At 70.5% G+C, this 26,865-nt stretch carries 26 protein-coding genes; 11 read left to right on the plus strand and 15 right to left on the minus strand.

Annotated features, from left to right (window positions below):
- Positions 1-28: 28 nt before the first annotated feature.
- Entirely contained in the window at positions 29-982 is a 954-nt protein-coding gene (locus NWFMUON74_RS11820) for a proteasome assembly chaperone family protein (protein WP_187689094.1), read from the minus strand.
- Between the two features lie 281 nt (positions 983-1,263).
- Here NWFMUON74_RS11820 and NWFMUON74_RS11825 point away from each other — a divergent pair, with 281 nt between their 5' ends.
- From NWFMUON74_RS11825 to NWFMUON74_RS11835, 3 genes are all read left to right on the plus strand, one after another.
- Positions 1,264-1,992 (plus strand): DUF5642 family protein, encoded by a 729-nt coding sequence (locus tag NWFMUON74_RS11825; protein ID WP_187687855.1) that lies wholly within the window; start codon positions 1,264-1,266, stop codon positions 1,990-1,992.
- Between the two features lie 69 nt (positions 1,993-2,061).
- Positions 2,062-2,994 carry an aldo/keto reductase gene (locus NWFMUON74_RS11830; protein ID WP_187687856.1) on the plus strand — a complete coding sequence of 311 codons (933 nt, stop codon included), beginning with the start codon at positions 2,062-2,064 and terminating at the stop codon, positions 2,992-2,994.
- A 202-nt stretch (positions 2,995-3,196) separates the two neighbouring features.
- Positions 3,197-4,456 (plus strand): DUF4192 domain-containing protein, encoded by a 1,260-nt coding sequence (locus tag NWFMUON74_RS11835; protein ID WP_187687857.1) that lies wholly within the window; start codon positions 3,197-3,199, stop codon positions 4,454-4,456.
- Positions 4,457-4,477: 21 nt separating this feature from the next.
- On the opposite strand, the gene galE is transcribed toward NWFMUON74_RS11835, so the two are convergent.
- Both galE and NWFMUON74_RS11845 read right to left on the minus strand, forming a co-directional pair.
- Positions 4,478-5,458 carry a UDP-glucose 4-epimerase GalE gene (galE, locus tag NWFMUON74_RS11840; protein WP_187687858.1) on the minus strand — a complete coding sequence of 327 codons (981 nt, stop codon included), beginning with the start codon at positions 5,456-5,458 and terminating at the stop codon, positions 4,478-4,480.
- Positions 5,459-5,461: 3 nt separating this feature from the next.
- Entirely contained in the window at positions 5,462-6,148 is a 687-nt protein-coding gene (locus NWFMUON74_RS11845; protein WP_187687859.1) for an iron-dependent transcriptional repressor DtxR, read from the minus strand.
- Positions 6,149-6,400: 252 nt separating this feature from the next.
- Here NWFMUON74_RS11845 and NWFMUON74_RS11850 point away from each other — a divergent pair, with 252 nt between their 5' ends.
- Together NWFMUON74_RS11850 and NWFMUON74_RS11855 are read left to right on the plus strand one after the other, a co-directional pair.
- Entirely contained in the window at positions 6,401-7,633 is a 1,233-nt protein-coding gene (locus tag NWFMUON74_RS11850) for an acetoin utilization protein AcuC (protein WP_187687860.1), read from the plus strand.
- Positions 7,626-10,316, plus strand: coding sequence for a bifunctional acetate--CoA ligase family protein/GNAT family N-acetyltransferase (locus NWFMUON74_RS11855; RefSeq protein ID WP_187687861.1), 2,691 nt, complete (start codon positions 7,626-7,628; stop codon positions 10,314-10,316). Before NWFMUON74_RS11850 ends, NWFMUON74_RS11855 begins: the two co-directional genes overlap by 8 nt.
- 27 nt (positions 10,317-10,343) lie before the next feature.
- On the opposite strand, the gene NWFMUON74_RS11860 is transcribed toward NWFMUON74_RS11855, so the two are convergent.
- Positions 10,344-10,907: an RBBP9/YdeN family alpha/beta hydrolase gene (locus NWFMUON74_RS11860; protein WP_197987005.1), complete on the minus strand. Its 564-nt coding sequence runs from the start codon at positions 10,905-10,907 to the stop codon at positions 10,344-10,346.
- A 121-nt stretch (positions 10,908-11,028) separates the two neighbouring features.
- Here NWFMUON74_RS11860 and ppc point away from each other — a divergent pair, with 121 nt between their 5' ends.
- Positions 11,029-13,800, plus strand: coding sequence for a phosphoenolpyruvate carboxylase (ppc, locus tag NWFMUON74_RS11865; RefSeq protein WP_187687863.1), 2,772 nt, complete (start codon positions 11,029-11,031; stop codon positions 13,798-13,800).
- 168 nt (positions 13,801-13,968) lie between these two features.
- On the opposite strand, the gene NWFMUON74_RS11870 is transcribed toward ppc, so the two are convergent.
- From NWFMUON74_RS11870 to NWFMUON74_RS11885, 4 genes are all read right to left on the minus strand, one after another.
- Positions 13,969-14,937, minus strand: a complete 969-nt coding sequence (locus tag NWFMUON74_RS11870; RefSeq protein ID WP_187687864.1) for a sigma-70 family RNA polymerase sigma factor — start codon at positions 14,935-14,937, stop codon at positions 13,969-13,971.
- A 193-nt stretch (positions 14,938-15,130) separates the two neighbouring features.
- A complete protein-coding gene (locus NWFMUON74_RS11875) occupies positions 15,131-16,687 on the minus strand; it encodes a DUF7782 domain-containing protein (RefSeq protein ID WP_187687865.1) in 1,557 nt (518 codons plus the stop codon).
- A 168-nt stretch (positions 16,688-16,855) separates the two neighbouring features.
- Positions 16,856-17,866, minus strand: coding sequence for a GlxA family transcriptional regulator (locus tag NWFMUON74_RS11880; RefSeq protein WP_187687866.1), 1,011 nt, complete (start codon positions 17,864-17,866; stop codon positions 16,856-16,858).
- Between the two features lie 214 nt (positions 17,867-18,080).
- A complete protein-coding gene (locus tag NWFMUON74_RS11885) occupies positions 18,081-18,818 on the minus strand; it encodes a VOC family protein (RefSeq protein ID WP_187687867.1) in 738 nt (245 codons plus the stop codon).
- Between the two features lie 97 nt (positions 18,819-18,915).
- On the opposite strand from NWFMUON74_RS11885, the gene NWFMUON74_RS11890 reads away from it, so the two are divergent.
- The gene (locus tag NWFMUON74_RS11890) at positions 18,916-20,220 is read left to right on the plus strand and encodes an MFS transporter (RefSeq protein WP_232111156.1); all 1,305 of its coding nucleotides are present in this window, start codon (positions 18,916-18,918) and stop codon (positions 20,218-20,220) included.
- Here NWFMUON74_RS11890 and NWFMUON74_RS11895 read toward each other — a convergent pair.
- The gene (locus tag NWFMUON74_RS11895; RefSeq protein WP_425300590.1) at positions 20,191-20,547 is read right to left on the minus strand and encodes a DUF3099 domain-containing protein; all 357 of its coding nucleotides are present in this window, start codon (positions 20,545-20,547) and stop codon (positions 20,191-20,193) included. The genes NWFMUON74_RS11890 and NWFMUON74_RS11895 overlap by 30 nt on opposite strands.
- Positions 20,548-20,699: 152 nt before the next feature.
- Here NWFMUON74_RS11895 and NWFMUON74_RS11900 point away from each other — a divergent pair, with 152 nt between their 5' ends.
- Positions 20,700-20,933, plus strand: coding sequence for a DUF3039 domain-containing protein (locus NWFMUON74_RS11900; RefSeq protein WP_187687870.1), 234 nt, complete (start codon positions 20,700-20,702; stop codon positions 20,931-20,933).
- A 65-nt stretch (positions 20,934-20,998) separates the two neighbouring features.
- On the opposite strand, the gene NWFMUON74_RS11905 is transcribed toward NWFMUON74_RS11900, so the two are convergent.
- Entirely contained in the window at positions 20,999-21,379 is a 381-nt protein-coding gene (locus tag NWFMUON74_RS11905) for a DUF1801 domain-containing protein (RefSeq protein WP_187687871.1), read from the minus strand.
- Positions 21,379-21,696, minus strand: a complete 318-nt coding sequence (locus tag NWFMUON74_RS11910) for a hypothetical protein (RefSeq protein WP_187687872.1) — start codon at positions 21,694-21,696, stop codon at positions 21,379-21,381. The genes NWFMUON74_RS11905 and NWFMUON74_RS11910 overlap by 1 nt, the downstream gene beginning before the upstream one ends.
- A 109-nt stretch (positions 21,697-21,805) precedes the next feature.
- Between NWFMUON74_RS11910 and NWFMUON74_RS11915 the strand changes: the two genes are divergently transcribed.
- On the plus strand, positions 21,806-23,257 hold the full coding sequence (locus NWFMUON74_RS11915) for a DUF4328 domain-containing protein (protein WP_187687873.1): 1,452 nt from the start codon (positions 21,806-21,808) through the stop codon (positions 23,255-23,257).
- A gap of 160 nt (positions 23,258-23,417) precedes the next feature.
- Here the strand turns inward: NWFMUON74_RS11915 and NWFMUON74_RS11920 are convergent, their stop codons facing one another.
- Together NWFMUON74_RS11920 and NWFMUON74_RS36000 are read right to left on the minus strand one after the other, a co-directional pair.
- Positions 23,418-23,591 carry a CsbD family protein gene (locus NWFMUON74_RS11920; RefSeq protein ID WP_187687874.1) on the minus strand — a complete coding sequence of 58 codons (174 nt, stop codon included), beginning with the start codon at positions 23,589-23,591 and terminating at the stop codon, positions 23,418-23,420.
- A 150-nt stretch (positions 23,592-23,741) separates the two neighbouring features.
- The gene (locus NWFMUON74_RS36000; protein ID WP_232110971.1) at positions 23,742-24,296 is read right to left on the minus strand and encodes a CGNR zinc finger domain-containing protein; all 555 of its coding nucleotides are present in this window, start codon (positions 24,294-24,296) and stop codon (positions 23,742-23,744) included.
- 118 nt (positions 24,297-24,414) lie between these two features.
- On the opposite strand from NWFMUON74_RS36000, the gene NWFMUON74_RS11930 reads away from it, so the two are divergent.
- Entirely contained in the window at positions 24,415-24,897 is a 483-nt protein-coding gene (locus tag NWFMUON74_RS11930) for a YkgB family protein (RefSeq protein ID WP_187687875.1), read from the plus strand.
- Positions 24,898-24,914: 17 nt separating this feature from the next.
- Here the strand turns inward: NWFMUON74_RS11930 and NWFMUON74_RS11935 are convergent, their stop codons facing one another.
- A complete protein-coding gene (locus NWFMUON74_RS11935; RefSeq protein ID WP_187687876.1) occupies positions 24,915-25,592 on the minus strand; it encodes a winged helix-turn-helix transcriptional regulator in 678 nt (225 codons plus the stop codon).
- Positions 25,593-25,729: 137 nt separating this feature from the next.
- On the opposite strand from NWFMUON74_RS11935, the gene NWFMUON74_RS11940 reads away from it, so the two are divergent.
- Entirely contained in the window at positions 25,730-26,326 is a 597-nt protein-coding gene (locus tag NWFMUON74_RS11940; RefSeq protein ID WP_232110972.1) for a TetR/AcrR family transcriptional regulator, read from the plus strand.
- Between the two features lie 59 nt (positions 26,327-26,385).
- Here NWFMUON74_RS11940 and NWFMUON74_RS11945 read toward each other — a convergent pair whose 3' ends face one another.
- Positions 26,386-26,856, minus strand: coding sequence for a MarR family winged helix-turn-helix transcriptional regulator (locus NWFMUON74_RS11945; RefSeq protein WP_187687877.1), 471 nt, complete (start codon positions 26,854-26,856; stop codon positions 26,386-26,388).
- Between the last annotated feature and the right edge of the window lie 9 nt (positions 26,857-26,865).

The following is a 26,865-nucleotide window of genomic DNA, read 5'->3' on the forward strand; positions in this document are numbered from 1 at the left end:
CAGACCCGGGCCTTCGCAAACCGCGTACTCAGCGCAGGTGGTCGCCCTCGGACCCGTCGCCGTCACCGAAACCGGACTGCTCGGCCAGGAAGCGCTCGAACTCGGCGCCCAGCTCGTCGCCGGTCGGCAGGTCGGCCTCGCGGGCGAGCAGGCTCGACTGGCGCTCCTGCGCGGTGACGAAGCTGTCGTACTGCCGCTCCAGCGCGTTCACCACCGTCTCCACCTCGGTGTTCCCGGCGATGTGCTCGTTGACCTGCTCCCGCACCCGGGCCGCGGCCTCGCTCAGCGCCGCCAGCGGCAGCTGCAGGTCGGCGTTCTCCGCGACGTTCTCCAGCAGCGTCTGCGCGGCCTCGGGGTAGGCGGTCTGCGCCAGGTAGTGCGGCACGTGCACCGAGAAGCCGATCGATTCGTGGCCGTGCTGGGCCATCCGGTACTCCAGCAGCGACGACGCGCTGCCCGGCACCTGCAACTCGCCCGGCCAGCGCTGGTGCTCGCCGATCAGGTCCCGGTCGCTGGCGTGGGCGGTCACACCCAGGGGCCGCGTGTGCGGGATCGCCATCGGAATCGCGGACAGGCCGATGGTGCGGCGCACGCCCAGCTGTTCGGCCAGCAACCGGGTGGCCGTGACGAACTTCTCCCACCGCAGATCCGGTTCCAGCCCGGCCAGCAACAGGAACGGGGTGCCCGCGGTATCGCGCAGCGCCCACAGATTCAGCTCCGGCTCAGCGTAATCGGAGAAGTGATCGGTCTTGAACGTCATCAGCGGCCGCCGCGACCGGTAGTCGAGCAGCTCGTCGACGTCGAACGAGGCGACCAGTTCCGACTCCAGGCTCTCGCGTAGATGCGTGGTGGCCAGGCGTACCGCGTGACCGGCGTCGGTGAACCCCTCCAACCCGTGCACCAGCACCGGACCAGCGCCGTCGGCGGACGACAGCTGCGGAGCGGGGAACTCCAGCTCGTACATTCGCGACTCGTAGTCCATCGCGTACTCCTTCCTGCGTGGTCCGCCCGCATCCGGCGCGCCGGGGCGACCGTCGCCGAGATGAAATCCGGCGTCACCGGTGTCGTCCGGGCTCGTCGTCACCACCGACGGCGGATGTGAGGTCGCGGACCACCTTCATTGTCTCTCATGTTCTTCGGAGGCCGCGCCGGGTGGGGGCATCACCGCACCGAACAACCGGCCGGGGGCGGTTCGCATTCCCGCGTGCGGGATCGCGGCGTGGCGGTTCCGGCGAACGGCGAGCGTTCGGCATAGTGAGTCGGGTGATCGTGCCGGACTCGCCTGGCCCGCGGCCGCGTCTCGAGGACCGTGCGGTCGCGCGCGCACTGGGCGGCGTGCTGCTGGCCGGACTGCTCGCGGGGTGCGGGTCGACGGTGGCCGGGCATCCGGAAGCGCTGCGGCAGACCACGATCACCCGGCGCGTCGGCACCGCGCTGCCGGAGCTGCTGCCCCGGCCGGACAGCTTTCCCGCGGGGTATACGGCCTTGGTGCTTCCGGCCGACCAAGCGCGCAAGGCGGTCGGCGACGTGGTGGGCATACCCGCGGGCGCGCGCGCCGACCCCGGGGACTGCGCTCCCGCGCCGCCGCGGTTCGGCGCCGATCGCACCGCGGTCGTGGTCGGCACGCACGGCGACACCCGCGCGACCATCACCGTCGAACTGACCCGGTCCGAACAGCCGCTGACCGCGCTGCGCGAGCAATTGCGGCACTGTCACGCCGTGCGCGTGCAGCGCGGGCCGCTCGCGAATGCCGTTGTCACCCAGCTGGATCCGGCTCCGGCGGTGGCGGCCGACGACGCGCTCGCGGTGCGGCGCACGGTGTCCGGGCCGATCGACGCGCCGGGGCTCACCCAGTCGATGCGCACTCGGCTGGCGCAGATCGGTGACGTGCGCGTCAACGCCACCTACATGACCTTCGGCGACGTGCCGCCCGACACCGCCGCGCTGGATCATGTCTTCGGTGTCGCGGTCGGGAATGTCGGCAGGGGTTGAGCGTACGGCGTCGTGGCCGGCGGTCGTGCGCGCCGTTTCCGCTGCGCGAGGCGGGGTACGTTCGTGATCATGGCCCAACTCGGTACGACCGATCTGGATGTATTCCCCCTCTGTCTCGGCGGCAATGTCTTCGGCTGGACCGCGGACCGGGACGGTTCGTTCGCGGTACTGGACGCCTACGCCGCGGCGGGCGGGAACTTCGTCGACAGCGCCGACGTCTACTCCGCGTGGGTTCCCGGCAACAGCGGCGGCGAGTCCGAGACCATCCTCGGCGAGTGGATGGCCGCGCGCGGCAACCGCGAACGCGTCGTACTCGCCACCAAGGGCGGGCGGCTGCCTCCGTTCGACGGCCTGTCATCGAAGGCGATCCACGGCGCGGTCGAGGCGTCGCTGCGGCGGCTCGGCACCGATTACATCGATCTCTATTACGTCCACTACGACGACCCGGACGTCTCGGTGGCCGATATCGTCGCCGCCCACGACGCGCTGGTGCGCGCGGGCAAGGTGCGGTACGTGGCGGTGTCGAACATGGCTCCCGCCCGCATCCGGGAGGCGCTGGCCGTGGCCGATCGGGAGGGCCTGGCGCGGTTCGTGGCCGTGCAGCCGCACTACAACCTGATGGAGCGGACCGGCTTCGAACACGACGTGCTGCCACTGGCCGAGGCCGAGAATCTCGCGACCGTGCCCTACTACGCCCTGGCCAAGGGATTCCTGACCGGCAAGTATCGTCCCGGCGCCGAAGTGGACAGCCCCCGCGCCCAGGGCGCCGCGGCCTACCTCGACGAGCGCGGCGCGCGGGTGCTCGCCGAGCTGGATCTCATCGCCGCCGCCCACGGTGTCCCGGTCGCCGCGGTAGCCCTGGCCTGGCTGGCCGCCCAGCCCACGGTCGCCGCCCCCATCTCCAGCGCCCGCACGCCGCGACAGCTGGCCGACCTGCTGCCGATCGGGGAGCTGCGGTTGTCGGAGGAAGAGCTGTCGGCGCTGAACTCCGTGTCGAACTGAGAAGTCGTTGCGGACCGGGATTTTCCGCGCCGGTCTGTGAATGTGGTTGCCCGCGTGGACTGTAGCAAGGGCGGGCGACAGAACGGCGCGGTCCGGGGCTTCGGTGGTCGCACCGTCCACAGCATGCCGGTTGTCCACAAGGCGGGTGAACGCCCAGTTCGGCACGGGGGAGGCTGAGGTGGGCCGGAGCACGCTGGGCCACATGACATCTCCCGCCGAACCCGCATCCGCCGGTAACGACTCCGCTTCCGGCGCCGAACGCCGCAGTGCCGACCACCCGCCCCGCGTGCACACCGGATCGGGCGGACCGATTCCGTCCGCAGGGCCGGATCCCGATGCCACGGCACCACTCTGGCAGTGCCCACGGCTGCGTATCGACGAGGCGGGCGAGTTCGTCGCGGCCGTCCCGGCGCTGCTCGGATTCGTGCCGCGGCGGTCGCTGGTGGCGTGCCTGCTGCAGGAGGATCCCGCTCGGCCCGGATCGGTTCACCTCGGCGCGCTGGCGCGCCACGACCTGGATGTGCCGGGCTGCGGGGCCTGGCTGCGCGTGGCCGGGCAACTGGCCGCGATCTGCGCGCAGGAGCGCGCGTCCGGGGTGCTCGCGCTGATCGTGGACGACCGCGCCGCCCCGCCCCGGGCCGGTCGGCCGGGCGCCCGCGCGGCCCGCCACCGCGATCTGGTGTCGCTGCTCGCCGGTGCGCTGCACGCCGAGGACATCGAACTGGCCGATGCCTGGGCGGTGCGCGAAATCGTCGCCGAGGGGCCGTGGTGGAGCCTGCTCGATCCCGCCTGCACCGGCGTGCAGGCCGATCCCGCGGCGTCGCCCATCACCCTGGCGCACGTACTCGACGGCCGCCCGATCCGATCGTCCAGGGAGGAGATGACCGCGATCGTCGCGGCCGACCCGCGGTCCCGTGCCGCGGTGGCCGAGGTGCTCGGCGAGATCAGCGAGGCCGCGCGGGAGCGCTACGGCCGGGCGGTGGCCCGGTCCGAACCCGACTCGTACGCCCGTTCCGCCCTGGAGCTGGTGTTGCGGCGGATCTCGGACATCGACGACCCGGGCGGCGGTATCGGGCCCGTCGAGATCGCGGAAGTCGCTGTCGCCCTACGTGATCTCACGGTCCGCGACGCGATGTTCGCGCTCGCCCTGAGCGACCGGGCCCCCGCGGCCGAGGTGTTGTGGTCGATGGTGTGCCGCTCGCTGACCGGCCCCGACCGGGCCGAGGCGGCCACGCTCCTCGGCTACAGCGCGTACGTCAACGGTGACGGCCCGTTCGCCGGGGTCGCGCTGGAAGCGGCCCTCGACGCCGACCCTCGACACGGCCTCGCGCAATTGCTCGACACCGCGCTGCGCACCGGTATGCGCCCGAGTGAGATACGCAAACTCGCGCTGTCCGGGCTGGCCAAGGCCGCCGAACTCGGCGTCGAACTCCCCGTGGACACGTCCCGGTGCGGTCCGTGAAAGCGATTGCGCGCGAGCCGGTTACCGCGCGCTGTGGGCACGATCGCCGAGGACGCGCAGGAATTCCCAGGCGTCGGCGACGATCTCGTCGAGGTCGTTGTGCCGCGGCTCCCAGCCCAGTTCCGCGATGGCGCGCTCGCTCGAGGCGATCAGCACGGCCGGATCACCGGCGCGGCGCGGCGAGTCGACCGCGGCGATCGGGCGGCCGGTGACCCGCTCGCACGCCGAGATCACCTGGCGCACCGAGAAACCCGTGCCGCTGCCCAGGTTGAAGACGCGGTGCTCGCCCGGCCGCGAATCGGCCAGCGCCAGCAGGTGCGCCTGCGCCAGATCACGAATGTGGATGTAGTCACGGATCGCGGTGCCGTCGGGGGTCGGGTAGTCGGTGCCGAAGACCGAGATCGACTTCCGATGGCCCAGCGCCGTCTGCAACACGAGGGGGATGAGATGCGTTTCCACCACCCGGTTCTCGCCGAGCCCGCCGTAGGCGCCGGCGACATTGAAATAGCGCAGGCTGGTCGCGCCCAGCCCGTGCGCCACCGCGTAGGAGGTGATGGCGTGGTCGATGGCGAGCTTCGACGCACCGTACGGGTTCGTCGGGCGGGCGGGCGAATCCTCGGTGATCGGCACCTGTTCCGGCTCGCCGTACACCGCCGCCGTGGAGGAGAACACCAGCCGCGGAGTTCCGGCGCGGCGCATCGCCTCGAGCAGGCTCAGCGTCTTCACCACGTTGCCGTGCCAGTACTTCTCCGGCTGCTGCACCGATTCGCCGACCAGCGACTGCGCGGCGAAATGCAGGACGCCGTCGAAGGATTCGGACTCGATCAGCTCCACGCCGACGGTCGCGATATCGCCGTCGACGAACTTCGCTCCGCTGGGCACACCGTCGGCGTTGCCGGTGGACAGATCGTCGACCACCACCACCTCGTGGCCGTCCTCGATCAGGACCTGCGCGCACACTCCGCCGACGTACCCGGCGCCACCCGTCACCAGAAGTTTCATACCTCAGACCAGCTTCACCTGGACGGCATGCGCCATCTCGTCGGACAGTTCGTACCCTTCGTGGCCGGGCACCGAGATGGTCACCACACCCGGCTTGGTCTCCACGGTCACGCGGGCGTCGGGCACCACGCCCGCCTCGCGCAGCTGGCCGATGACATCGGGGTCGGTCTGGATGTGCTCGGACAGCCGCCGCACCACCACGGCCGACACCTGGCCGGCGGGCAGATCCGACAACCGGATCAGCTTCTCCTCGTCGGAGGAGTTCGGGACGACGCCGAGCTCGTCCAGGCCCGGGATCGGGTTGCCGTACGGGGAGGTGGTGGGGTTGTTGAGCACCTCGACGAGGCGGCGCTCGACGTCCTCGCTCATCACGTGCTCCCAGCGACAGGCCTCGGCGTGGACGTTCTGCCAGTCCAGGCCGATCACGTCGACGAGGAGCCGCTCGGCGAGCCGGTGTTTGCGCATGACCGCGATGGCCATGGCCCGGCCCTTGTCGGTGAGCTCGAGGTGCCGGTCACCCGCCACGGTCAGCAAACCGTCGCGCTCCATCCGAGCGACCGTCTGACTCACCGTCGGGCCGCTCTGCTCGAGGCGTTCGGCGATCCGCGCGCGCAGCGGTGTGACGCCTTCCTCCTCGAGGTCGTAGATGGTACGGAGATACATCTCCGTGGTGTCGACCAGATCCTTCACCTGTTACCCCTTCGTCGGCACGAATTCTACCTACGCGCGGCTGCGACCCCGCGCGTCAGCGTCTTTCGCGGGTTCCGCGGCAACCCGGAGGGCACCGGAGCGCCCTCGGTGCGCGCCTGCCGCGGCGCGCGTCCGCGCTGTCTTGCATTTCTACTGCATGACAACGACAAATGGGGTCCGCTGCTTCCCCGTGTTCGGCCGCGGCCCGCGACGGGCCCGGACCGGGCCCGGGCGTGCATTAGCGTGGCAAGCATGGCAAGCGACGCCACCGTGGTGTGGACCGACCGGTTCCTGGACTACAGCTGGACACCGACGCACCCGATGAAGCCCGCTCGCCTGCGCTTCACCATGGCCCTGGCCCGCGGTCTCGGGCTGCTCGAGGGCATCGAGACGCTGTCGCCCGAGCCGGCGGCCGAGGCCGACCTGCTGCGCGTCCACGCACCCGCCTACCTCGACGCCGTCCGCCGGGCCCGCCCCGCCCCGCCGGGCAGCGGGCCACCGGTCGCGCCGCCGTTCGGGCTCGGGTCCGACGACAATCCGGTGTTCCCGCGCATGCACGAGGCGGCCTCGGTGATCGTCGGCGGCACCCTGGCCGCCGCGGGCGAGATCGCCGCCGGTCGCACCCGGCGGGCGGTGAGCATCGGCGGCGGCATGCATCACGCGATGCCGGCCGCGGCCGCCGGGTTCTGCATCTACAACGATGTGGCCGTGGCCATCTCGTGGCTGCTGGATCACGGTTTCGACCGCATCGCCTACGTCGACGTCGACGTTCACCACGGCGACGGCGTGCAGCGCGCGTTCTACGACGACCCGCGCGTGCTGACGGTCTCGATCCATCAGCATCCGGCCACGCTGTGGCCCAACACCGGCTGGCCGGAGGAGTCCGGTGGCGGCGCGGCCGAGGGCACGGCGATCAATCTGGCGATGCTGCCCGGCACCCGGGATGCCCAGTGGCTGCGCGGTTTCCACGCCGTCGTGCCGGGCGCGCTGGCGGCGTTCCGGCCACAGCTCCTGATCAGCCAGTGCGGTGTCGACACGCACCGCGAGGACCCGCTGGCCGACCTGGACCTGACCGTGGACGGCCAGCGCGCGGCGTTCGTGGCCATGCGCGAACTGGCCGACCGCTACGCCGAAGGACGCTGGCTCGCAGTCGGCGGGGGCGGCTACGGCCTGATCCGCGTGGTGCCGCGCGCCTGGACGCATCTGCTCGCCACCGCCCTCGATCGAGACCTGCACCCGGGCACCGAGATTCCGGCCGAGTGGCTGGAACAGGTGCGCGCCTACGCGCCGGCCGTGCGGCCCCCGCACACCATGAGCGACGGTGGCGACACCGACTTCGCCCGCTGGGACGGCCCGGGCGGCGCCCCCGAGACCGGTGACGCCCGGGCGGACCGCGCCCAGCGCGCCGTGGACACGGCCGTGCTGGCCACCCGCCGAGCGACGTTCGGACTGCTGGGCCTGGACCCGGAGGACCCTCGTGACTGAACCCGACCGACCCGACACCCCACGGCAGCCGCCGCCTCCGCCGCAGCACTGGGTGGCCGATGTGCTGGCGGCCGACGGCGGTGTCGTGCGCCTGCGCCCGATCACGCCGGACGACGCCGAGGCGTTGCAGCGGTTCCACGCCGGGCTCTCCGACCGGACCCGCTATCTGCGGTATTTCGGCCCGTACCCGCGCATGACACCCAAGGACCTGTACCGCACCACGCACGTCGACTACCGCGACCGCGTCGGGCTGGTGGTCGAGCTGGGCGAGAGCATCATCGCGGTCGGGCGCTACGAACTGCTGTCGGACCGGGCGGGGCCGCGCGCGGCCGAGGTGGCCTTCGTGGTGGCCGACGGGCATCAGGGCCGCGGGCTGGGTTCGATCCTGCTCGAGCACTTGGCCGGCGCGGCCGCCGAGAACGACATCGCGACCTTCGTCGCCGAGGTGCTGGCGGAGAACAACGCGATGGTGACGGTCTTCCGCGACGCCGGCTACCAGGTGCAGCGCAGCCGCGACGGCTCGGTCCTGCATCTGGAATTCGCCATCGATCCGACCGAGGCGCTGCTGTCGGTCCGGGATTCGCGGGAGCGGGCGTCCGAGGCACGCAGCGTCGGCAATCTGCTCAGCCCGGGGTCGATCGCGGTCATCGGCGCCACTCCGTCCGCGGGGCGGGTCGGTGGCGCGGTGCTGGCGAATCTGCTGTCGGGGGTGTTCCAGGGGCCGGTGTACCCGGTCAATCCGAACCGCGGCTCGGTGCGGGGGGTGCGTGCCTACGCGACGGTGCGCGACATCCCCGACGAGGTGGACCTGGCGGTCGTGGCCGTGCCGGCCACCGAGATCCAGTCGGTCCTCGACGACTGTATGGCCAAGGGGGTCAAGGGCTTGGTCGTGCTGACCGCGGGGTTCTCCGAGACGGGCCCGGCGGGATTCGCCGCGGAACGCGATCTGGTGGCCGCGGTGCGCGGGCACGGTATGCGCGTCGTGGGCCCGAGCGCGCTGGGCATCGCCAACACCGATCCCGCGGTGTCGTTGAACGCCACGCTGGCCTCGGTGCTGCCCGGCCGCGGCCGGGTGGGCTTCTTCTGCCAGTCCGGGCCGCTGGGCGCGGCCATCCTGGGCGAGGCGGCCGCCCGCAAACTCGGCCTGTCGACCTTCGTCTCCGCCGGCAACCGCGCCGACGTCTCCGGCAACGACCTGCTGCAGTACTGGGATACCGATCCCGACACCGATGTGGTGCTGCTGTACCTGGAGACCTTCGGCAATCCGCGCAAGTTCTCCCGGATCGCGCGGCGGGTGGCGCGCAGCAAACCCATCGTGGCCGTCAGCAGCGGCCGCAACGCCACTCGCACGGTCCCGGTCAGCGCGCTGGAACGCTCGGTGGAACGAGACCTGTTCGCCCAGGCGGGCATCGTGCAGGTGGACACCATCTCCGAACTGTTCGACTGCGCGATGCTGCTGGCCTACCAGCCGCTGCCGAGCGGGCCGCGGCTCGCGGTGATCGGCAACAGCGCCGCACTGGGCTGGCTGGCGGTCGACGCGGCCCGCGGCGAGGGACTGGCCGTGCGCGCGCCGACGGATCTCCGACCGCAGGCCACGCCCGCCGATTTCCTGACGGCGGTGGCGGCGGCGATGGATTCGCCCGATATCGACGCGGTGATCGTGATCTTCGCGCCGCCGGTTCCGGTGTCGGTGTCGGCGTACGCGGAGGCGATCCGCACCGGCGCGCAGACAGGCACGAAACCCGTGCTCACCACGTTCGTCGCCGATCACGGCATGCCGAATCTGCTGACGGTGCGAGGCGCCGGCGGCACCGTCGAACGCGGGTCGATCCCGTCGTATCCGGATCCCGAACGGGCCGCGCGGGCGCTGGCCCGGGTGCGCCGCTATGCCGACTGGCGCACCCGGCCCGCCTCGCTCATCGTGCGGCCCGCCGACGTGGATACCGAACGGGCTCGAAACCTGGTGGGGGAGTGGATGTCTCGCGCGCCCGAGGGACAGTGGCTCGGCGATCTCGAGGCGGTGGACCTGCTGGCCTGCTACGGCATCCGGGTGGTCGAATTCCGCGAGGTGCGCGACGAGGACGGCGCCGAGCAGGCGGCCGCGGAGCTGGGATATCCCGTGGCGGCGAAGGCGACCGGCGAACTGTGGCGCAACCGGCCCGACCTGACCGGCGTGCGCCTGGATCTGTGGCGGCCGTCCGCGGTGCGGCGCGCCTATACCGACCTGGCCGAGGTCTCCGGCAACGAGGTGGTGCACATCCAGCGCATGGCGACCAAGGGCGTGGGCTGTGTGCTGCGCGTGCAGGACGATCCGTCGTTCGGCTCGGTGATCAGCTTCGGCCTCTCGGGCACCATCATCGACCTACTCGGCGACCGGGTCTACCGCGCCCTGCCCCTGACCGAGGCCGAATCGGTCGCACTCATCGACGCGCCCCGCGCCGCCCCCCTCCTGGACGGACAGACCGGCGTTCCGGGCAAGACCATCGGCGAACCGGTCGACAAACAAGCCCTTTCCCAACTGGCACAACGCATCTCGGCCCTGTGCGACGACCTCCCGGAAATCCGCGAACTGTCCGTCGAGCCGATCCTGGCCTCCCCCCGAGGCGCCGAAATCCTCTACGCCCGCGCCCGAATAGGCCCCGAACCCAGCCGCTTCGACATAGGCCCCCGCCGCCTGGCCTGAACCAACCGCCCAGCCTCGCAGCCGTGGTCACACCGGAGGGTGAGCGATTCTCTCGACGGCCGCGAGAACTCGAGGAAAGGTGGTGAAGCCCTCGGCGGCGAGGAAGTGGCCGCCGCCGGGTAGTTCGATGCGCTCGGCGGAGAGGGCGGTGGCCAGGGCGCGAGAGGCGGCCGGCGGGACGATTTCGTCGTTGTCGGAGTGAATCATGACGCGGGCGGCGATCCGCGGCGCCAGGGCGGCGGCGTCGGGGCTGTCGGTCAGGTACTCGTCCAGCTCGGGGACGGCGGCGAGGGGGCGCAGGAAGCCGGAGACAGCGACGAGACCGCCGAGCCGCCAATCGGTTTCGAGCCCGGCCAGAAATCGCAGCGCCGTGATCGTGCCGAGGCTGTGGGTGACCAGCACGGTATCGAGGTCCACCGTCGCTATGTCGGCGGCGAGCCGGGCATCCCACTCCGCCCGGACCGGGGCGTCCGGAGTGGGCAGCTCCAGGATCGAGACGCGGTGCCCGTCGGCGGCGAGCCGCGCGGCGAGCCAGGGGAACCAGTGGTCGTCGACTCCGGCCGAGTAGCCGGGCACTATGTAGATTCGCACGCCTGCGGAACCGACCGACCGGCATCGGCTATTCCGTGGCATCGCGGTGATCGTGTGCACGCCGTCCCGGCGTGACCGGTGCCACCCTGGTGCGCGGGCGCCGATGGTCGATACTGGCCCTATGCGCGAAGATCAGATCGAGGCTGCGACCGCGCCACTACGGGACGACATCCGCTTCCTGGGTGCCATCCTGGGCGAGACGATCCGCGACCACGAGGGCCCCGAGGTGTTCGAGCTCATCGAACGGGTCCGGGTGGAGGCGTTCCGGGTGCGCCGGTCCGAGGTGGAGCGCAGTGCCGTCGCGGACATGTTGCGCGACACCGACATTCGGGTGGCCCTGCCGCTGATCCGGGCCTTCAGCCACTTCCTCCTGCTGGCCAATCTGGCCGAGGACCTGCAGCGCGACCGGCGGCGCGCGGTGCACGTGGCGGCGGGGGAGCCGCCGCAGGAGTCCAGCCTCGCCGCCACCTACCGCAAGCTCGACGCGGCCCGGCCCGACGGCGACGCGGTGGCCGAGCTGCTGGCCGACGCGCTGATGTCCCCGGTGATCACCGCGCATCCCACCGAGACCCGCCGCCGCACGGTCTTCGACGTGCAGGCCCGCATCACCGAACTGATGCGCCGCCGCCAGCGCTACACCGAGGGCGAGCCCGAGTACGCCGACATCGACACTCAGCTCCGCCGCCAGATCCTGCTGCTGTGGCGCACCGCCCTGATCCGCTTGGCGCGCCTGCGCATTCAGGACGAGATCGAGGTCGGCCTGCGCTACTACGACCTGACCCTGCTCGAGGTCATCCCGCGCATCAACGCCGAGGTCCGCGACGCGCTCCGCGCCCGCTGGCCCGGCCGCGACCTGCTCGCCCGCCCCATCCTGCGCCCGGGCTCCTGGATCGGCGGCGACCGTGACGGCAACCCCAACGTCACCGCCGAGGTGGTGCATCGGGCCACTCATCGCGCGGGTGCCGTCGCGATCGGCCACTACCTGAAAGAGCTTGTGGGACTGGAGAAGTCGCTGTCGCAATCGGCGCGGCTGGTGCCGATCACGCCGGAGCTGGCGGAGCTGGCCGACGCCGGTTTCGACGATTCCCCGCAGCGCGCCGACGAACCGTACCGGCGGGCGCTGCGCGGCATCCGGGCGCGGCTGACGGCCACCGCGCTCCGATCGCTGGGCGAGGTCCCGGGCGAAGGCGTCGGGCCGGTCGGAGCACAGGCCCGTCCGTACACCCTCCCGCGGGAACTGCTCGACGACCTGAACACCGTCGACGCCTCGATGCGCGCCTCGGGTGACGGCCTGCTCGCCGACGACCGCCTCGCCGGGCTGCGCGGTGCGGTCGAGACCTTCGGCTTTCACCTGCAGGGCCTGGATATGCGCCAGAACTCCGAGGTGCACGAACAGGTGGTCGCGGAGCTGTTCGCCTGGGCGGGAGTGCATTCGGACTACGCGAGTCTGCCCGAGCCGCAGCGCGTCGAACTGCTGGCCGCCGAACTGAGCACCCGCCGCCCGCTGCTCGGACCCACCGCGCGACTGAGCGAACTGGCCGCGAAGGAACTCGGCGTCCTGCGTGCGGCGAAGGCGGCCCTGGACGATCTCGGTCCCGACACCGTGCCCAATTCGATCATCAGCATGTGCACCTCGGTCAGCGACGTGCTCGAGGCCGCTCTCCTGCTGAAGGAGTCCGGCATTCTCGATCCGGGCGACGCCGACACTCCGCCGGCCAGCCCGACAGGTGTGGTACCGCTGTTCGAAACCATCGACGACCTGCGCCACGGCGCCGACACGCTGGTCGCCGCCCTCGAGGTGCCGGCCTATCACCGGCTGGTCGCGGCACGCGGCATGCAGCAGGAGGTCATGCTCGGTTACTCCGACTCCAACAAGGACGGCGGCTACCTCGCCGCCAACTGGGCGCTGTATCGCGCCGAACTCGATCTGGTGGACGCGGCACGCAAGACCGGTATCCGGTTGCGGCTGTTCCACGGTCGCGGCGGCACGGTCGGTCGCGGCGGCGGCCGCAGTTACGACGCCATCCTCGCCCAACCCGCCGGTGCCGTACGCGGCTCGCTGCGCCTCACCGAACAGGGCGAGGTGATCTCGACCAAGTACGCCGAGCGCGGCACCGCCCACCGCAACCTGGAGGCGCTGGTCGCGGGCACGCTGGAATCGACGCTGCTGGATGTCGAGGGTCTGGGCGCCGACGCCGAACCGGCCTACGAACTGTTCGACGAGCTGGCGGAGCTGGCGCGGCAGGCGTACGCCCGGCTGGTGCACGAAACACCCGGCTTCGTCGACTACTTCCGCGCGTCCACCCCGATCGCCGAGGTGGCCGACCTCAATCTGGGCAGCCGCCCCGCCTCCCGGAAGCCGACCAGTTCGGTCAGCGACCTGCGCGCAATCCCGTGGGTGATGGCCTGGAGCCAATCTCGGGTGATGCTGCCGGGCTGGTACGGCACGGGCTCGGCGATCGAGCAGTGGGTGGGCGACGACCCGCAACGCCTCGCCACGCTGTCGGACCTCTACCGGCGCTGGCCGTTCTTCCGCACGGTGATGTCGAATCTGGCGCAGGTGATGGCCAAGGCCGACCTGGACATCGCCGCCCGCTACGCCGAGCTGGTGGACGATACGGCCTTGCGCGACACCATCTTCGGCATGATCCGCGCGGAATTCGATCGCACCGCCCGCATGCACGCCGCCGTCACCGGCAGCGATCAGCTCCTCGCCGACAACCCGGCCCTGGCCGAGTCGATCCGCAACCGGTTCCCGTACCTGGAGCCGCTGAACCAGATGCAGGTGGAGCTACTGCGTCGCCGCCGCGCGGGCGACGACTCGGAACTGGTGGAACGCGGCATCCTGCTGACCATGAACGGCCTGGCCACGGCGCTGCGGAACTCCGGATAGCGAAAACCGATGTAGCGCCGACCGGTTCGCGCTCTGCCCGGAGGGGACGGGCCGCGCGGGCGCCGGCCGGCGCTCGTGATGATCACCAACCCACGTGATCATCGCGGGGGTGCTGGGCCGGATTCCGGACGGCCCAGCGTCTGCGGGGGCGTTGCTGCCCCGGTTCGCTCAGCTGGCGTAGGCACGCAGGCGATCGGCGCGCTCACCCTTGCGCAGCTTCGCCATGACCTCGCGCTCTATCTGGCGCACGCGCTCGCGGGACAGGCCGAACAGCTTGCCGATCTGGTCCAGCGTGCGCGGCTGGCCGTCGTCCAGGCCGAACCGCAGCCGGATGACCTGCTGTTCACGCTCGTCCAGCGTGGCCAGCACACTGCGCACGTCGCGGTGCATCAGTCCGGCGATGACGGCACTCTCGGCCGAGGTGGCCTCGGAGTCCTCGATGAAATCGCCGAGCGGGGCCTCTTCGTCGCTGCCCACCGGCATGTCCAGGCTTACCGGGTCGCGGCTGTGGTCGAGCAGATCGGCGATCTTCTCCTCCGGGATGCCCGACTCGGCTGCCAGTTCGGCATCGGTGGCCTCGCGGCCCAGCTGCTGGTGCAGTTCACGCTTGATCCGAGCGAGCTTGTTGACCTGCTCGACCAGGTGCACGGGCAGTCGGATGGTGCGGCTCTGGTCGGCCATGCCGCGGGTGATGGCCTGCCGGATCCACCAGGTGGCGTACGTGGAGAACTTGAAGCCCTTGGTGTAATCGAACTTCTCCATCGCGCGGATCAGGCCCAGGTTGCCCTCCTGGATCAGGTCCAGCAGCGGCATGCCGCGGCCGGTGTAGCGCTTGGCGAGCGACACGACCAAGCGCAGGTTCGCCTCGAGCAGATGCTGGCGCGCGGCCTGGCCGTCCCGTACCAGGATCGCCAGGTCCCGTTTGCGCGTCGCCGACAATCGCTTGCCTGTCTCCAACAGGTGTTGGGCATAGAGGCCCGCCTCGATGCGCTTGGCCAGCTCGACCTCGTCGGCGGCCGTGAGCAGCGCCGTCTTACCGATCCCGTTCAGGTACACCCGTACCAGGTCGGCGGCGGGGCTCTGGGCGTCGAGGTCCTGTTCGCTGGCGCGCACTCCAGTGGTGGCGGGGCTTGTCATGACTTGCCTCCTGTCGGTGGTGTCTCACTCCGAACAACGGACCCGACACTGGGAAAGTTCCCCGCCACAGTCCCGGTAAACCGCAGCTGAGCTGCGGGTTTCACCACTTCCATCTGAGAAGTTCCTAAGAAGCAAGTGGTCCGGGGACGCCGGGTGCGCGCTGTTGCCGGGTGGCTACCCGCGACGCCCCCGACTACACGGGGCGGATCAGGCCGTGCCGCACCAATCCGGTCGTGAGGGAGAGGGCCGCGGCGCGCAGTTCCGATGTGGCTGTGGTGCCGGTGTGGCCGATTGCCAGCAATTCGACCAGTTCTTCCAACGGCAGGCCGTCCGCGCGCATTCCCGCCAGCAGGGCGGCGGCCGTGTCATCGATCTCGTGCTGCCAGCGCGGCCCGTTGCCGCGGTGCAGGCGGGCCACGGCCTGAGCCCAGCCCTCGGTTCCGGGCAGGAAGACGCGTTCCAGCGCGGTGGCCGGGTCGACCTCGAATCGTGAAGTCCACGCACGGTTCTCGTCCGCCGCGACAGCGCGCAGCCAGGCCGATCGCCGGAAGTACGCGGTGGCCTCGGCGCCCAGCGGATCGTCGAAGCCGTGCGTCAGGTCCTCGGCGACGACCTCGGTGGGGCCGTCCATGGCACGCAGGTAGACGAATCCGAAACCGATGCCCTCGACCTGTGCCGCCGCGAAGGCGTCGAGCCAGCGCTCGGCCCGCCGCTGCGCCTGCGGGTCGCGCGGGTCCAGCCCGGCGTCGCGCAGCCAGGTTCCGACGTAGAGGGCGGGGTCGGCGACGTCGCGCTGCACGATCCAGGCGTCGACGCCGCGGTCGGGCAGCCAGGACGCCACCCGGGCGCGCCAGTCCTCGCCCGCCACGTGTACCCACGAGGCCAGCATGGCCGCGGTGCCGCCCGGGTTCAGCGACTCGGGCGCGCGGGAGACGACCAGTTCGCTGGCGCCGTCGAGGGCCAGCCCGGAATCACGGTAGGTGTGTTCGACGCGGGCCGGGCCGACCACGAACGGGGGATTGGCGACGATCTGATCGAAGCGCCGCCCGGCGATCGGCTCGAACCAGGGCCCTTCCAGCAGTTCGATATCGAGGCCGTTGAGCGCGGCGGTCGCCCCGGCCAGCCACAGCGCCCGACCGCTGACGTCGGTGCCGGTGACCGTGTCGGCGTACGCGGCGGCGTGCACGGCCTGCACCCCGCACCCGGTGCCCAGGTCCAGCACGGTGCCGACGCGTTCGGTCGGGGTGGCGCGCAGCAACGACAGCGAGGCCTGCCCGACGCCGAGCGCATGGTCGGCGCTCAGCGTGCGCCGCCGCATGCTGTCGTCCAGATCCGACAGCACCCAGCGGGCGCCGGCGCCGAGATCGAGCGGGCGCAGATCGAGGGCGGCGCGGATCTCCGCGCCGTCGCGGTCGAGCAGACCCGCGGCCACCGCCCGGTCCAGCCCGACGGGTGCGAGCGCCGCGCGCGCCTCGCCTTCCGGGACCGGATCGCCGAGCAGCAGCAACCGCACCAGCGTCCCCAACTCCCCGGCGTCGCGGACGGCCCGCCGCACCGGCACCGGTTCGGAACGCCCGAGCGCGGTATGCGCATCCTCGCCCAGCACCTCGAGCAAGGTGTCGGCGTCGTAGCGCACGCGCGTCAGAGCGGTGCGCAGCTCCGGAGCCAAGTCGGCGAGCGGGGACCCGGCGCCGGTCGCGTCGTGCACCCTGGCGCCCCCACCGGACACCCCTGTCGGATTCGTCGGCATGACTCAGAACTCTGCCACCGCCGTCGCCGAGACTCCGCGCTGCCCCGCAGCACCACCCTCCACCCGGGTCGATATCCGCCCCCGGCACCCGCGTACCTACTCGACCTGCCTTGCGGCACCCGGCAACAGCGTGGGCGTGGCTGTTCCTCGCTTCGGCGCAACCGCTCGTCACCCCGGCAGGTGGGTGGCGGAGGTCGTGCTCGCGCCGGGCTGCGGGGCGGATCGGAAGGTCTTGCGGTAGGTGAGGGGTGGGACGCCCAGTTCCGCGCGCATGTGGTGGCGTAGGGACGCGGCGGTGCCCAGGCCCGCGGCGCGGGCGACCTCGTCGATCGGAAGGTCGGTGGATTCGAGTAGGTGGCGGGCGTGGCGGAGGCGCTGTTGCAGTAGCCAGGCACCGGGGGCCAGGCCGGTTTCGGCCTTGAAACGGCGGGTGAAGGTGCGGATGCTCATGCGGGCGTGGGTGGACAGGGTGGACAGGTCCAGGTCGTGGTCCAGATGGCGCAGTGCCCAGGCGCGGGTGGGGGCGGTGCCGTCGGAGCCGTCCTCGGGCACGTGGCGGTCGATGAACTGCGACTGGCCGCCCTCGCGCCACGGCGGCACCACGCAGTAGCGCGCCACCCGGTTGGCGATGTCGCTGCCGTGATCGGTGCGCACCAGGTGCAGGCACAGGTCCAGCCCGGCGGCCAAACCCGCTGAGGTGCACAGGTTTCCGTCCTCGACGAACAGCAGGTTCTCGTCCAGCAGCACCCGCGGGAACAATCGCCGGAAGTCGCCGGCGAACGACCAGTGCGAGGTCGCCCGCCGCCCGTCGAGCAACCCCGCCGCGGCCAGCACGAAGGCGCCGGTACAGATGGAGACGATCCGGGCGCCGGGCCGGATCGTGGCGAGAACCTCCTCGAGTTCCGGCGAGAGTGTTCCGTGTCGCCGCGGGCCCGGCATCTGCGTCCCGGGCACGATCACCGTGTCGGCGGCGGCCACCCACTCCGGACCGGCCTGCGGGACGATCGCGTAACCCATCGTGGTGGGCACGGCGTCGGTGCTCAACCCGCAGATCCGCACGTCGTACAGCTTGGTCCCGTCCGCCGTCGCGGCATTGCCCAACACGGTCGGTGGAATCGTCATATCGAAGCCCACCACCGGCGCCAGTGCGAGCACCGCCACCCGATGCGCGCCGGTCACAGCCGCTCCGCCTGCCCCCGGCACAGGCGCATCCCGGCCTGCTCCGGCGTCGAATCGGCGACTGTCCGGGCCAGGTGGCGCAGAGTGGTCGAAGCGGTGCGGCGACGGGGTCCCGCGACTGTCCGGAGCGGTGGCGTCCGACGGTTGTGCCCACGGTGCTCGTCGTCGTCCGGTCGCCGGACCGCCGGACGCTGCGCGATGCGGTGCGGCGCGCTCACTGCGGCAGCCGCCCCGTGACCGGGTGGCGGCCGGTGAGACAGTAGACGCCGCCCGTCGGGTCGTGCATCACCGCCCAGTGCGCGCCGCGGGAAACCCGGCGGGCGCCCAGCGACTCGTGCCACGCGGCGACGGCGTCGACGTCGGCGCAGGCGATGTCGAGATGTGCTGCCGACGGACCCTCGGTGTCCTTGCGCTGCAACAGGATTCGGATGGGCAGTGGCTCCGGCACGGTGATGCCGGTGAACTCCCGCAAGGCACTGGGCCGGGGCGGCCACCCCGTCAGCGCGGTCCAGAACTCCACCTCGCGGTCGAACGCGCTGGGCGCGATGTCCAGGCACACCTGATCGAGGCGGCTGAGTACGCCGCCGGGCCCGGTGATCGGGTCGGGCGCCGCGCTGCCGTCGCCGGTGGTCAGGCAGAACGCCGTGCCGCTCGGCGAGCGCATCGACAGGAAATGGCCGCGATCGGCGACGAGCGCCGCGCCCAGGCCGAGCGCGTGCTGTCGGGCCGCGTCGAGATCCTCGACATCGAGATCGAGGTGAGCGCCGCCGGGACCGCCGACACGCTGGCCGTGGACACACGGGTCACCCTGCGACGGCAGCAACGTCACGAATTCACCGTCCGCGCCGTGCGACTCGGACAGGCGCGTGCCCGTGACCGCGGTCCAGAAGGCCATCGCGGTCTCGAAGCGCTCGGTCGGCCGATCGATGAAGGCACTGTTCCAGCGAATCATTCGGTCCTCCCAGGCTGTGGCCGGATATTGACGGATTGTGGCATTCAGGCCACTCGCCGGGCAACCGCTCATACCGCACGATCTTCGGGTGACCGAATTGCGAGACCCCGCCGCCACGGTTACCCCGGTGCGGCGCAAGCGTTTCCCTCTCCCGCATCCGGCCTGGGCAGTCGCGGTGGCCGGATTCGTGGCGCTGATCGGCGCGGCCGGATTCCGGTCGGTGCCGAGCGTGCTGATGGATCCGCTGCACGAGGAGTTCGGCTGGTCGCACGGCACGATCGGCTCGGCGGTCTCGCTGAATGTCCTGCTGTACGGCCTCATCTCGCCGTTCGCCGCGGCGCTGATGGACCGGTTCGGCATCCGCCGCGTGGTGGCGAGCGCGCTGCTGCTGGTGGCGGCGGGCAGCGGACTCACCGTGTTCATGACCGAGGCGTGGCAACTGCTCGCGACCTGGGGACTGCTCGTCGGAATCGGGGTGGGCTCGATGTCCATGCCGTTCGTCGCCACGATCACCGGCCGGTGGTTCGTGCGCCACCGCGGGCTGGTGACCGGCGTGCTGACCGCCGCCGGAGCGACCGGGCAACTGGTCTTCCTGCCTCTCGTCTCGGCGCTGGCGCAGGCCCACGGCTGGCGAGTGCCGTCGCTGGTGGTGGCCGGGACCGCGCTGGCGGTCGTCCCGCTGGTGCTGCTGTTCATCCGCGACTTCCCCAGCGACGTGGGCGCGCGGGCCTACGGCGCGGAACCGGGCAGCGCCGCAGGGGTGCGGACGGCGGTGTCCGGCGGGGCGGCACGCGCGCTGACGGTGCTGGCGAGGGTGGGCCGAACGCCTCAATTCTGGCTGTTGGCAGGGGGTTTCGCCGTGTGCGGGGCCTCCACGAACGGTCTCGTCGGCACCCATTTCGTCAGCGCCGCGCACGATCACGGCATGCCGCCGACCACCGCGGCCGGGTTGCTGGCCGTCGTCGGAATCTTCGATGTGGCCGGGACCATCGCGTCGGGCTGGTTCACCGATCGGGTCGATTCGCGGTATCTGCTGGTCGCGTACTACTCGCTGCGCGGGCTGTCGCTGCTGATCCTGCCCGCGTTGTTCGCGCCCGACACCCGCCCCAGTATGTGGGTCTTCATCATCTTCTACGGTCTGGATTGGATCGCCACCGTGCCGCCCACGGTTGCGTTGTGCCGCAAGCACTTCGGTGACGACGGGCCCATCGCGTTCGGCTGGGTCTTCGCCTCCCACCAGGTCGGCGCCGCGCTCGCCGCGACCGGCGCGGGCGTCATCCGTGACCTGCAGGGCAGCTACGACCCGGCCTGGTATGTCGCCGGTGGGTTGTGCGGCGCGGCGGCGGTAATGTCGGCGGTGATCCGGCGCGGCTCAGCCGTCGATCGACCGGTGACCGCCTGACTCGAGCGCCTTGGCGGCGCGGCGGCCGTCCCAGCGGCTGGGTTCGTCCTTGCGGCGCGGCGGGCGGTCGTTGGCGATGAGCACCGCGATCCACGGCAGCGGGATGGACACTCCGATGATGGCCAGCGAGATCAGCGGGTTGGCCCACAGGCCGTAGGCGATCGCCGCCAGCACCAGGCACGGAATGCGGAACGCCATGATGATCGTGTACCGGCGCACCCGGTCGCGATGCTGCTGCTCGAGCGACGGAGCGGCCTCGGTGATCAGGGCGGGGCGCTGGTCCTCGCCCGGGAAATAGCCGCCGGACCGGCGCGACGGGCGGGGGATCGAACCGGGTGGACGCATTTCGAACTCGGGGCGAACCTTGCCGTCGCGGTCTTCGGCATCAGGGGATTCGCCGTCACGCTGCATACCTCGAGTCTTCCACTCGACGCCACCGATTGCACACACGGACCGCCCCGGCTGGCATCATGGAACCCGTGAGCACAGACACCCTCGTGCGTCCGGACACGACCACCGACGAGTCGACCACCGACGACACCCCCAAGTACTTCCACTACGTGAAAAAGGAAAAGATCGCCGAGAGTGCCGTCATGGGCACCCACGTGGTAGCCCTCTGCGGCGAAGTCTTCCCCGTCACCCGCTCCGCCAAGCCCGGTTCCCCCGTCTGCCCGGAGTGCAAGCGCATCTACGAGATGATGAAGAAGGACTAGGTCTTCGGCCTCGGTGTCACTTTCGCCGGGTAACACTGATCAGGCGTGGTGTCGGCAGCCCGGCCTCAGCGGCTGGTGGCCTCCCGGAACCTCGGGAGGGCGGTGACCGCCTGAGCCAGGAGGTCATCAATCGCCTCGCCGTCGATGTCGTGGGCCGACTCGGCGCTTATCCGCCGCACGAACTTCGCAGTGGCCTTGTCGAAGACGTTTCTGTGGTCATCGAGCAGGGCACCGAAGTGAAACGCCACACTGACGCGATTCGCGGTCGCCGCCACGGCACAAATCCAGTGGTCGAAGTCGTTGTCGACGGCGAAAGTCAGCTGCCGCCAACGGATCCCGGCGTCGAACCGGCGATGCGTGGCGATGACCGCGACAGCACGTTCGGCGACCGGCCGGGTCTGCGGGGTGAGGCCATCGAGGAAGGTCTTGATCGGGTCCTGATCCATCACCGGCCACGATAACGCGGCCCTCCGACATGTTCCGTGGAGTCGGCTCCTCTGATAATTCCGAACATATCCTGACGCTGTTCGCCTCGCTGGTCACTGGTGCGTCGGCGATCGGCGTTGGCGAAGCGCAGCAGCTCATCGACCGTTGTTGACGGCTGGGGAGCTTCGAGGCGGAACAGCCACCGATAGCGCTTTTCGACGTCGGCGCCGAAGGATTCCTGACGCGAGCCCGGGAAATGCGCACCGTAGGCCGGATCCAGTTCGGCGACAGCGCACGTGCCGGTGCGCGTGCTCGGGATCGGCCGCAACATTCCCACGGTCGGCGAGGTCGCCGGTGGGCGTGTCAGTATGGGGCCGGACAGGAGGACGCGAGGCGGCGGAACGGGGTCGGGCTGTTGTCGTCGGCGTTTCGGGAAGGATCCGCGCATGGCAGTCGAGACCGTGCGGCGCGGCGGAGGCGGTCGTCGGTCGAGCGTGCTGGGTGGCGCGGCGATCGTTCTGATGGCGGGAACTGTCGCGCTGTTGTTCGTCAGCGCGGTCATCGATGGATTGCGGCTCGCGGACTTCGAGCGTTATTGGGCGCATCCGCAAGGGGTGCGCAGGCAGTGGCATTCCGATACGTGGGCCGGGAGTGCCGCGTCGTTCCTGCTGGTGGGCGCGGGAGCGGCGGTCATCGCGTGGTTCTGGTACGCGCGGCGTGGCGCGCAGACGCGATGCGCTGCACGGCACACGCTGCACGCCGGCTGGGCGATCGGTGGCTGGTTCTGTCCCGTGGTGAACATCTGGTTCCCCCACACGGTGCTCGCCGACGTCGTGCGCGCGAGCGATCCGCATACGCCGGTGGACGCGCCGGACCTGCGGGGGCGTCCCGCCGGAGCGCTGGTCACCGTGTGGTGGTTGTCTTTCCTGTCCAACTGGGTGCTGGCGATCCTCGTCGTGCGGTTGAGCGCACCGGAGCCGAGATCGAAAACGACCGGTGAGTACGTCATGTCCGGCGTCGCCCCGGTCGGCGGCTGGGGACTGATCGCGGCGGAGCTGGCCCAGACCGGTGTTCTCGCAGTCGCGGCAATCTGCTTGGCGGTCATCATTATTCGAGTCCAGCGGTGGCAGGGAACCAGTGGTGGACGACCCGTCACCCTGACGGGCGCAGCGGCTGCGTCCACGTCGGCGACCCCCTGGGCGGTGCGGGGAAACAGTGGTGCGGCACCGGTCTCGGCGAGCGCGCAGGCAGCCGACTCCGGCACGCCACCGGCCGGGCCGCCCGCGCTGCCCGAGGGCCGCAGGCCCGCACCGAACAACTCCGTCCTGTTCATCGCCGGTGCGCTGATCGCTGTCGTGGTAGTGACGGCGGTGATCGGGATCGGAATCGCGTCGGTAGACCGTCCCACCGACGGGTTCACCCGATCCAGCGCCACCGCGACGACGTCGGCCTCCGGTGCCACCCCGGCCTGGGGCGCGACGCAGTGGATAGCCGACATGTTCCCGCAGTTGCTGCCCGTCAAGCCCATGCCGCACGCCGACCAAGGATCCCCCGAGGCCGCCCACATCGGATACCACCGCCTCACCTGCGAGGCGGATGCCAGCACCGATACGAGAATCGAATGCGCGGGCGATACGCGGGCCAACCGGAATCCTTTCATGGGCATCGATTGCTTCCGGGGCCCTCCACGCAGTGGCGCGGCCGAGAGATATCCACTCGTGGAGACGTGGTCACGCCGGTCCGGAACCGTCGGTGTCCGGCGCGCGACTCGCGACGGGCAGGACGCGATCTGGCTCACCTTCGACGACCTGCCCCGCAGCCAATGCACGATCTACTCCACGTGGAGAGACCACCGCATGGACGAACTGCTGGCGTGGTGGCGCTCCACACCGCTGTAACCGCTCATTGCTTCCCCCGACATGTGACGATCGGGCCGACTGGGCACGGCGTGATGCCCGTGTCGTCGGACTGTCGGCCGCCCAGCGCTCGCCCACCTCGCCGCCGTGCAACAGCTCCCCCGCCGACGGCTCGGCGGTGCCGGATAGCGTGGGGCGCGGGCTACTTGTCGAAGGCGTCCTTGATCTTCTCGCCCGCGTCCTTGATGTTGGACTTCGCCTGGTCGGCCTTGCCTTCGTTCTCCGTGTCGGCATCGCCGGTCGCTTTGCCGAGCTTTTCCTTGGCCTGTCCGGTGAGGTCGTCGAGCTTGTTCTTGGCCTTGTCCGTGGCGCCCATTGCGGTCTCCTTTCGTGAGGAGTCCGGTGGCAGTTGCCGCCGGTCCACCACCGGCATTGCCCGGGAAGCTGTCGTCAAACACCGCGCGGGGGAGGGTCCGGCTCGGATCCAGGCGGTCGCGGTTCCGGCCTCACCCCGAGAAGCAGCGCGTCAGGAGACCGCTGAGTCGGTGTGGGCGCGTGCGCGCCAGCTCCGATTCTTCGCGCGATTGCCGCACAGCGTCATATCGCACCAGCGGCGGGAGCGGTTGCGTGAGGTGTCGAGGTAGGCCCAGCGGCAATCGTCGCCGGCGCAGGCCTTGAGCCGCAACCAGTTTCCCGAGGCGCGGAGCGCGAGATAGTCCTGTGCGATGGCGGCGACGCAGTGACCGGCGAGATCGGTGCCCGCGGCCTGCAGTCCCGGCGTCCGCCGCTCGTCGCCCAGCTGGAGATGCAGCGGCACGGTGGCCAGTATCTCCTGCGCCGCGGCCACGATTCGACCGTCGGGCCGCTGACCGTTATTGACGGCGGCGAGCTGGCGTATGCCTTCGCGTAGCGTCCGGAGGTCGCGCAGTGCCGAAATCGCCTCGCGCTCATCGGGTTCGGATCCGGTTATCCCGGCCAGCCACACGCGGCCGCGCGCATCGGCGAGGGCGTCGTCCTCGTCGGGGCAGTGTCGGGTGTTGATGAATGCCACCAGCCTGCCTGCCGCATCCTCCGCAATCACGAGACCATCATACCCCGTTGACCGGTTAGCTCACCTCTCGTAAGCTAACCGGCATATCTAGTTAGATGGTCACCGCCAGTCGTGTCATGCGGCGTTGTAGCGGAATTGGAGTAGAACCATGCAGATTACGATCCTCTCGCGCCCGACGAGAACGGCTGCGGCACAAGCACTTACCGCCGGAGCGGTCCGATACAGCCTGGTGCTGGTGCTCGCCTGGCTGGGTGCGATGAAGTTCTTCGCCTACGAGGCCGAAGGCATCCAGAGCCTGGTCGCGAATTCGCCGCTGATGTCGTGGCTCTACCGATTCCTGAGTGTGCAGGGACTGTCGAATCTGTTGGGCGTCATCGAGATCGGGCTGGCCGCCCTGATCGGGCTCTGGTGGCTGACGCCTCGGATCTCGGCTCTCGCCAGCGCCGGCGCCGCGGTGATGTTCCTGACGACGCTCAGCTTCCTGATCACCACCCCGGATGTCTGGCAGCCCGGTTACGGATTCCCCTTCCTGGGCGCGGGCGCGGCATTCTTGATCAAGGACGCGGTACTGCTCGCCGCGGCCGCCCGCACCGCCGTGGAGTCGTTCGCCCGGGGTGCGAGTTCACGGTGACTTCCCAACCGCGCCGATCAGTCGTTGCCGCCGGCGAGTTCGAGCGGCGCCGGATAGGTGAAGAGCCCGAGGAAACGCTGCGCCACGGCGGTCGACCCGGTCATCGTGAGAGCATCGGACCGCACCGCATCGTCCAGTGTCCGATCGCCGTAGAGCACATCGTCGAAGACATGCGAATCGGTTTCGATCACGACATCCGGGTCGTCGACATCGCCACGGCCGACCTGTAGTCGGCCGTCGGCCACCCGGACCCGAAATCGGTTGTCGCCGAAGCGCAGTGCGACGGCGGCAGAGAATCCCGCCGCCGCCTCCGCGTCGAAGGTGGCGTGCAGCGACAACATCAGGGAGTCCACACTGCTGTGAATGTCGCGCTGCAGCAAGGGCGATTTCGCCGCCCAACGCGCGAGTTCGGTCACCGCGGTCGACAACTCCGCACCCCATTCGGTGAGCTCGTAGACTCGCGCGGCGGCCGGAGGCGGCAGGCGATGTTGCCGGACGATTCCGGTTTCCTTCAGCTCGCGCAATCGTTGCGAGAGGATATCCGCGCTCGCACCCGGCAACCCGACACGCAGATCCGTGAAGCGCTTCGGCCCCAGCATCAGCTCACGCACTACCGGCAGGGCCCATCGGTCGCCGATGAGATCGAATGCGTGCGCTGCCGCGCAGCCGTCGTGGTACCACCGCTTGCCCGCCATGGCGACGAGTCTAGCAACGGGATCATAAATCCTGACCTCTTGGTCGAAATATCCAACTCATTGATACCGACTTGTCGAGTCGCGAGGGCGGAGATCAATCGGACATGATGTCCGGATCGGCGATTAGGCTCGACCGGGTGGATTCGAACGACCTGCTGGCCGCCGGAACGCCCCGCGAACGCGCCGACGCGGCGCGGAACCGTCGACGCATTCTGCGGGCGGCCGAGCGGTTGTACGCCGAGCGCGGAGCGGCCAACGTGACCATGGGCGACATCGCCGAAGCCGCGGGCGTGGGTCGCGGAACCCTGTACCGTCGATACCCGGACCGAGCGTCGATCGCGGTCGCCCTGCTCGATGAACACGAGCGGGAACTGCAGGAACGGATTCTGCGGGGGCCGCCGCCGGTCGGGCCGGGCGCGGCCCCGGCCCAACGGCTGGCCGCCTTCTACGGCGAGATGGTCGGATTACTCGACCGGCATGCTCATCTGGCGCTCGGGGCCGAAGTCGGGCAGTCGCGCTTCACCACCGGTGCCTACGGGTTCTGGCGGATCCACGTGCGCGAGCTGGCAATATCGGCCGGCTGGGTGGACCCGGATGCCGCGGCGGATCTGCTGCTGGCGCCTCTCGCTCCGGAGGTGTTCGTGTATCAGCGGGACACCTTGCGGATACCCGCCCGACGGATCGCCTCGTCGCTGCGGACGTTCGCGGAGCGAGTCTTCGGACCCGTCGCCTGACTTAACGGTTTGCCGAGCAGCGGCACCACCTCACCGGCCGCTCGGTCCGGCGCGGCCGTTCAGTCGTGTTCCGCCGCGATGATCTGTTCCAAGGTATTTCGCAGGGCCGCAAGGTTTTCGGGTCCCACCAGGCGTGCTCGGCGGGCGTCGATCTCGGCGAGGATCCGTTCCGCGGCTGCCCGGGCCGCGCGCCCGCGCCGTGTCAGGCGAATGATTTTCACGCGCCGGTCCGCACTGTCGGCCGCGCGTTCGACGAAGCCCAGCTCTTCGAGTTCGGTGACCGCTTCGCCGACCGCCTGCTTGGTGATCCCGGACCTCTCCGCGAGGTCGGTGAGCCGGGCGCCGGTGTCGTCGATGAAGCGGAACACCACACCGTGCCGGGGTTGTATCGCGGCGAAACCCTCCGCGGCCAGCCGACGGTGCAGCTCGGTCACGGTCATCACCTTCACCTGATCCAGCAGGGCCGGAAGAGGGCGCTGCCGTTCACCTTTCGTTCGCTCGGCCACTCCGGACTCCCGTCTCCCTTTCATCAGGCTACT

It is taken from the genome of Nocardia wallacei (assembly GCF_014466955.1).
GTDB classification, from domain to species: Bacteria; Actinomycetota; Actinomycetes; order Mycobacteriales; family Mycobacteriaceae; genus Nocardia; species Nocardia wallacei.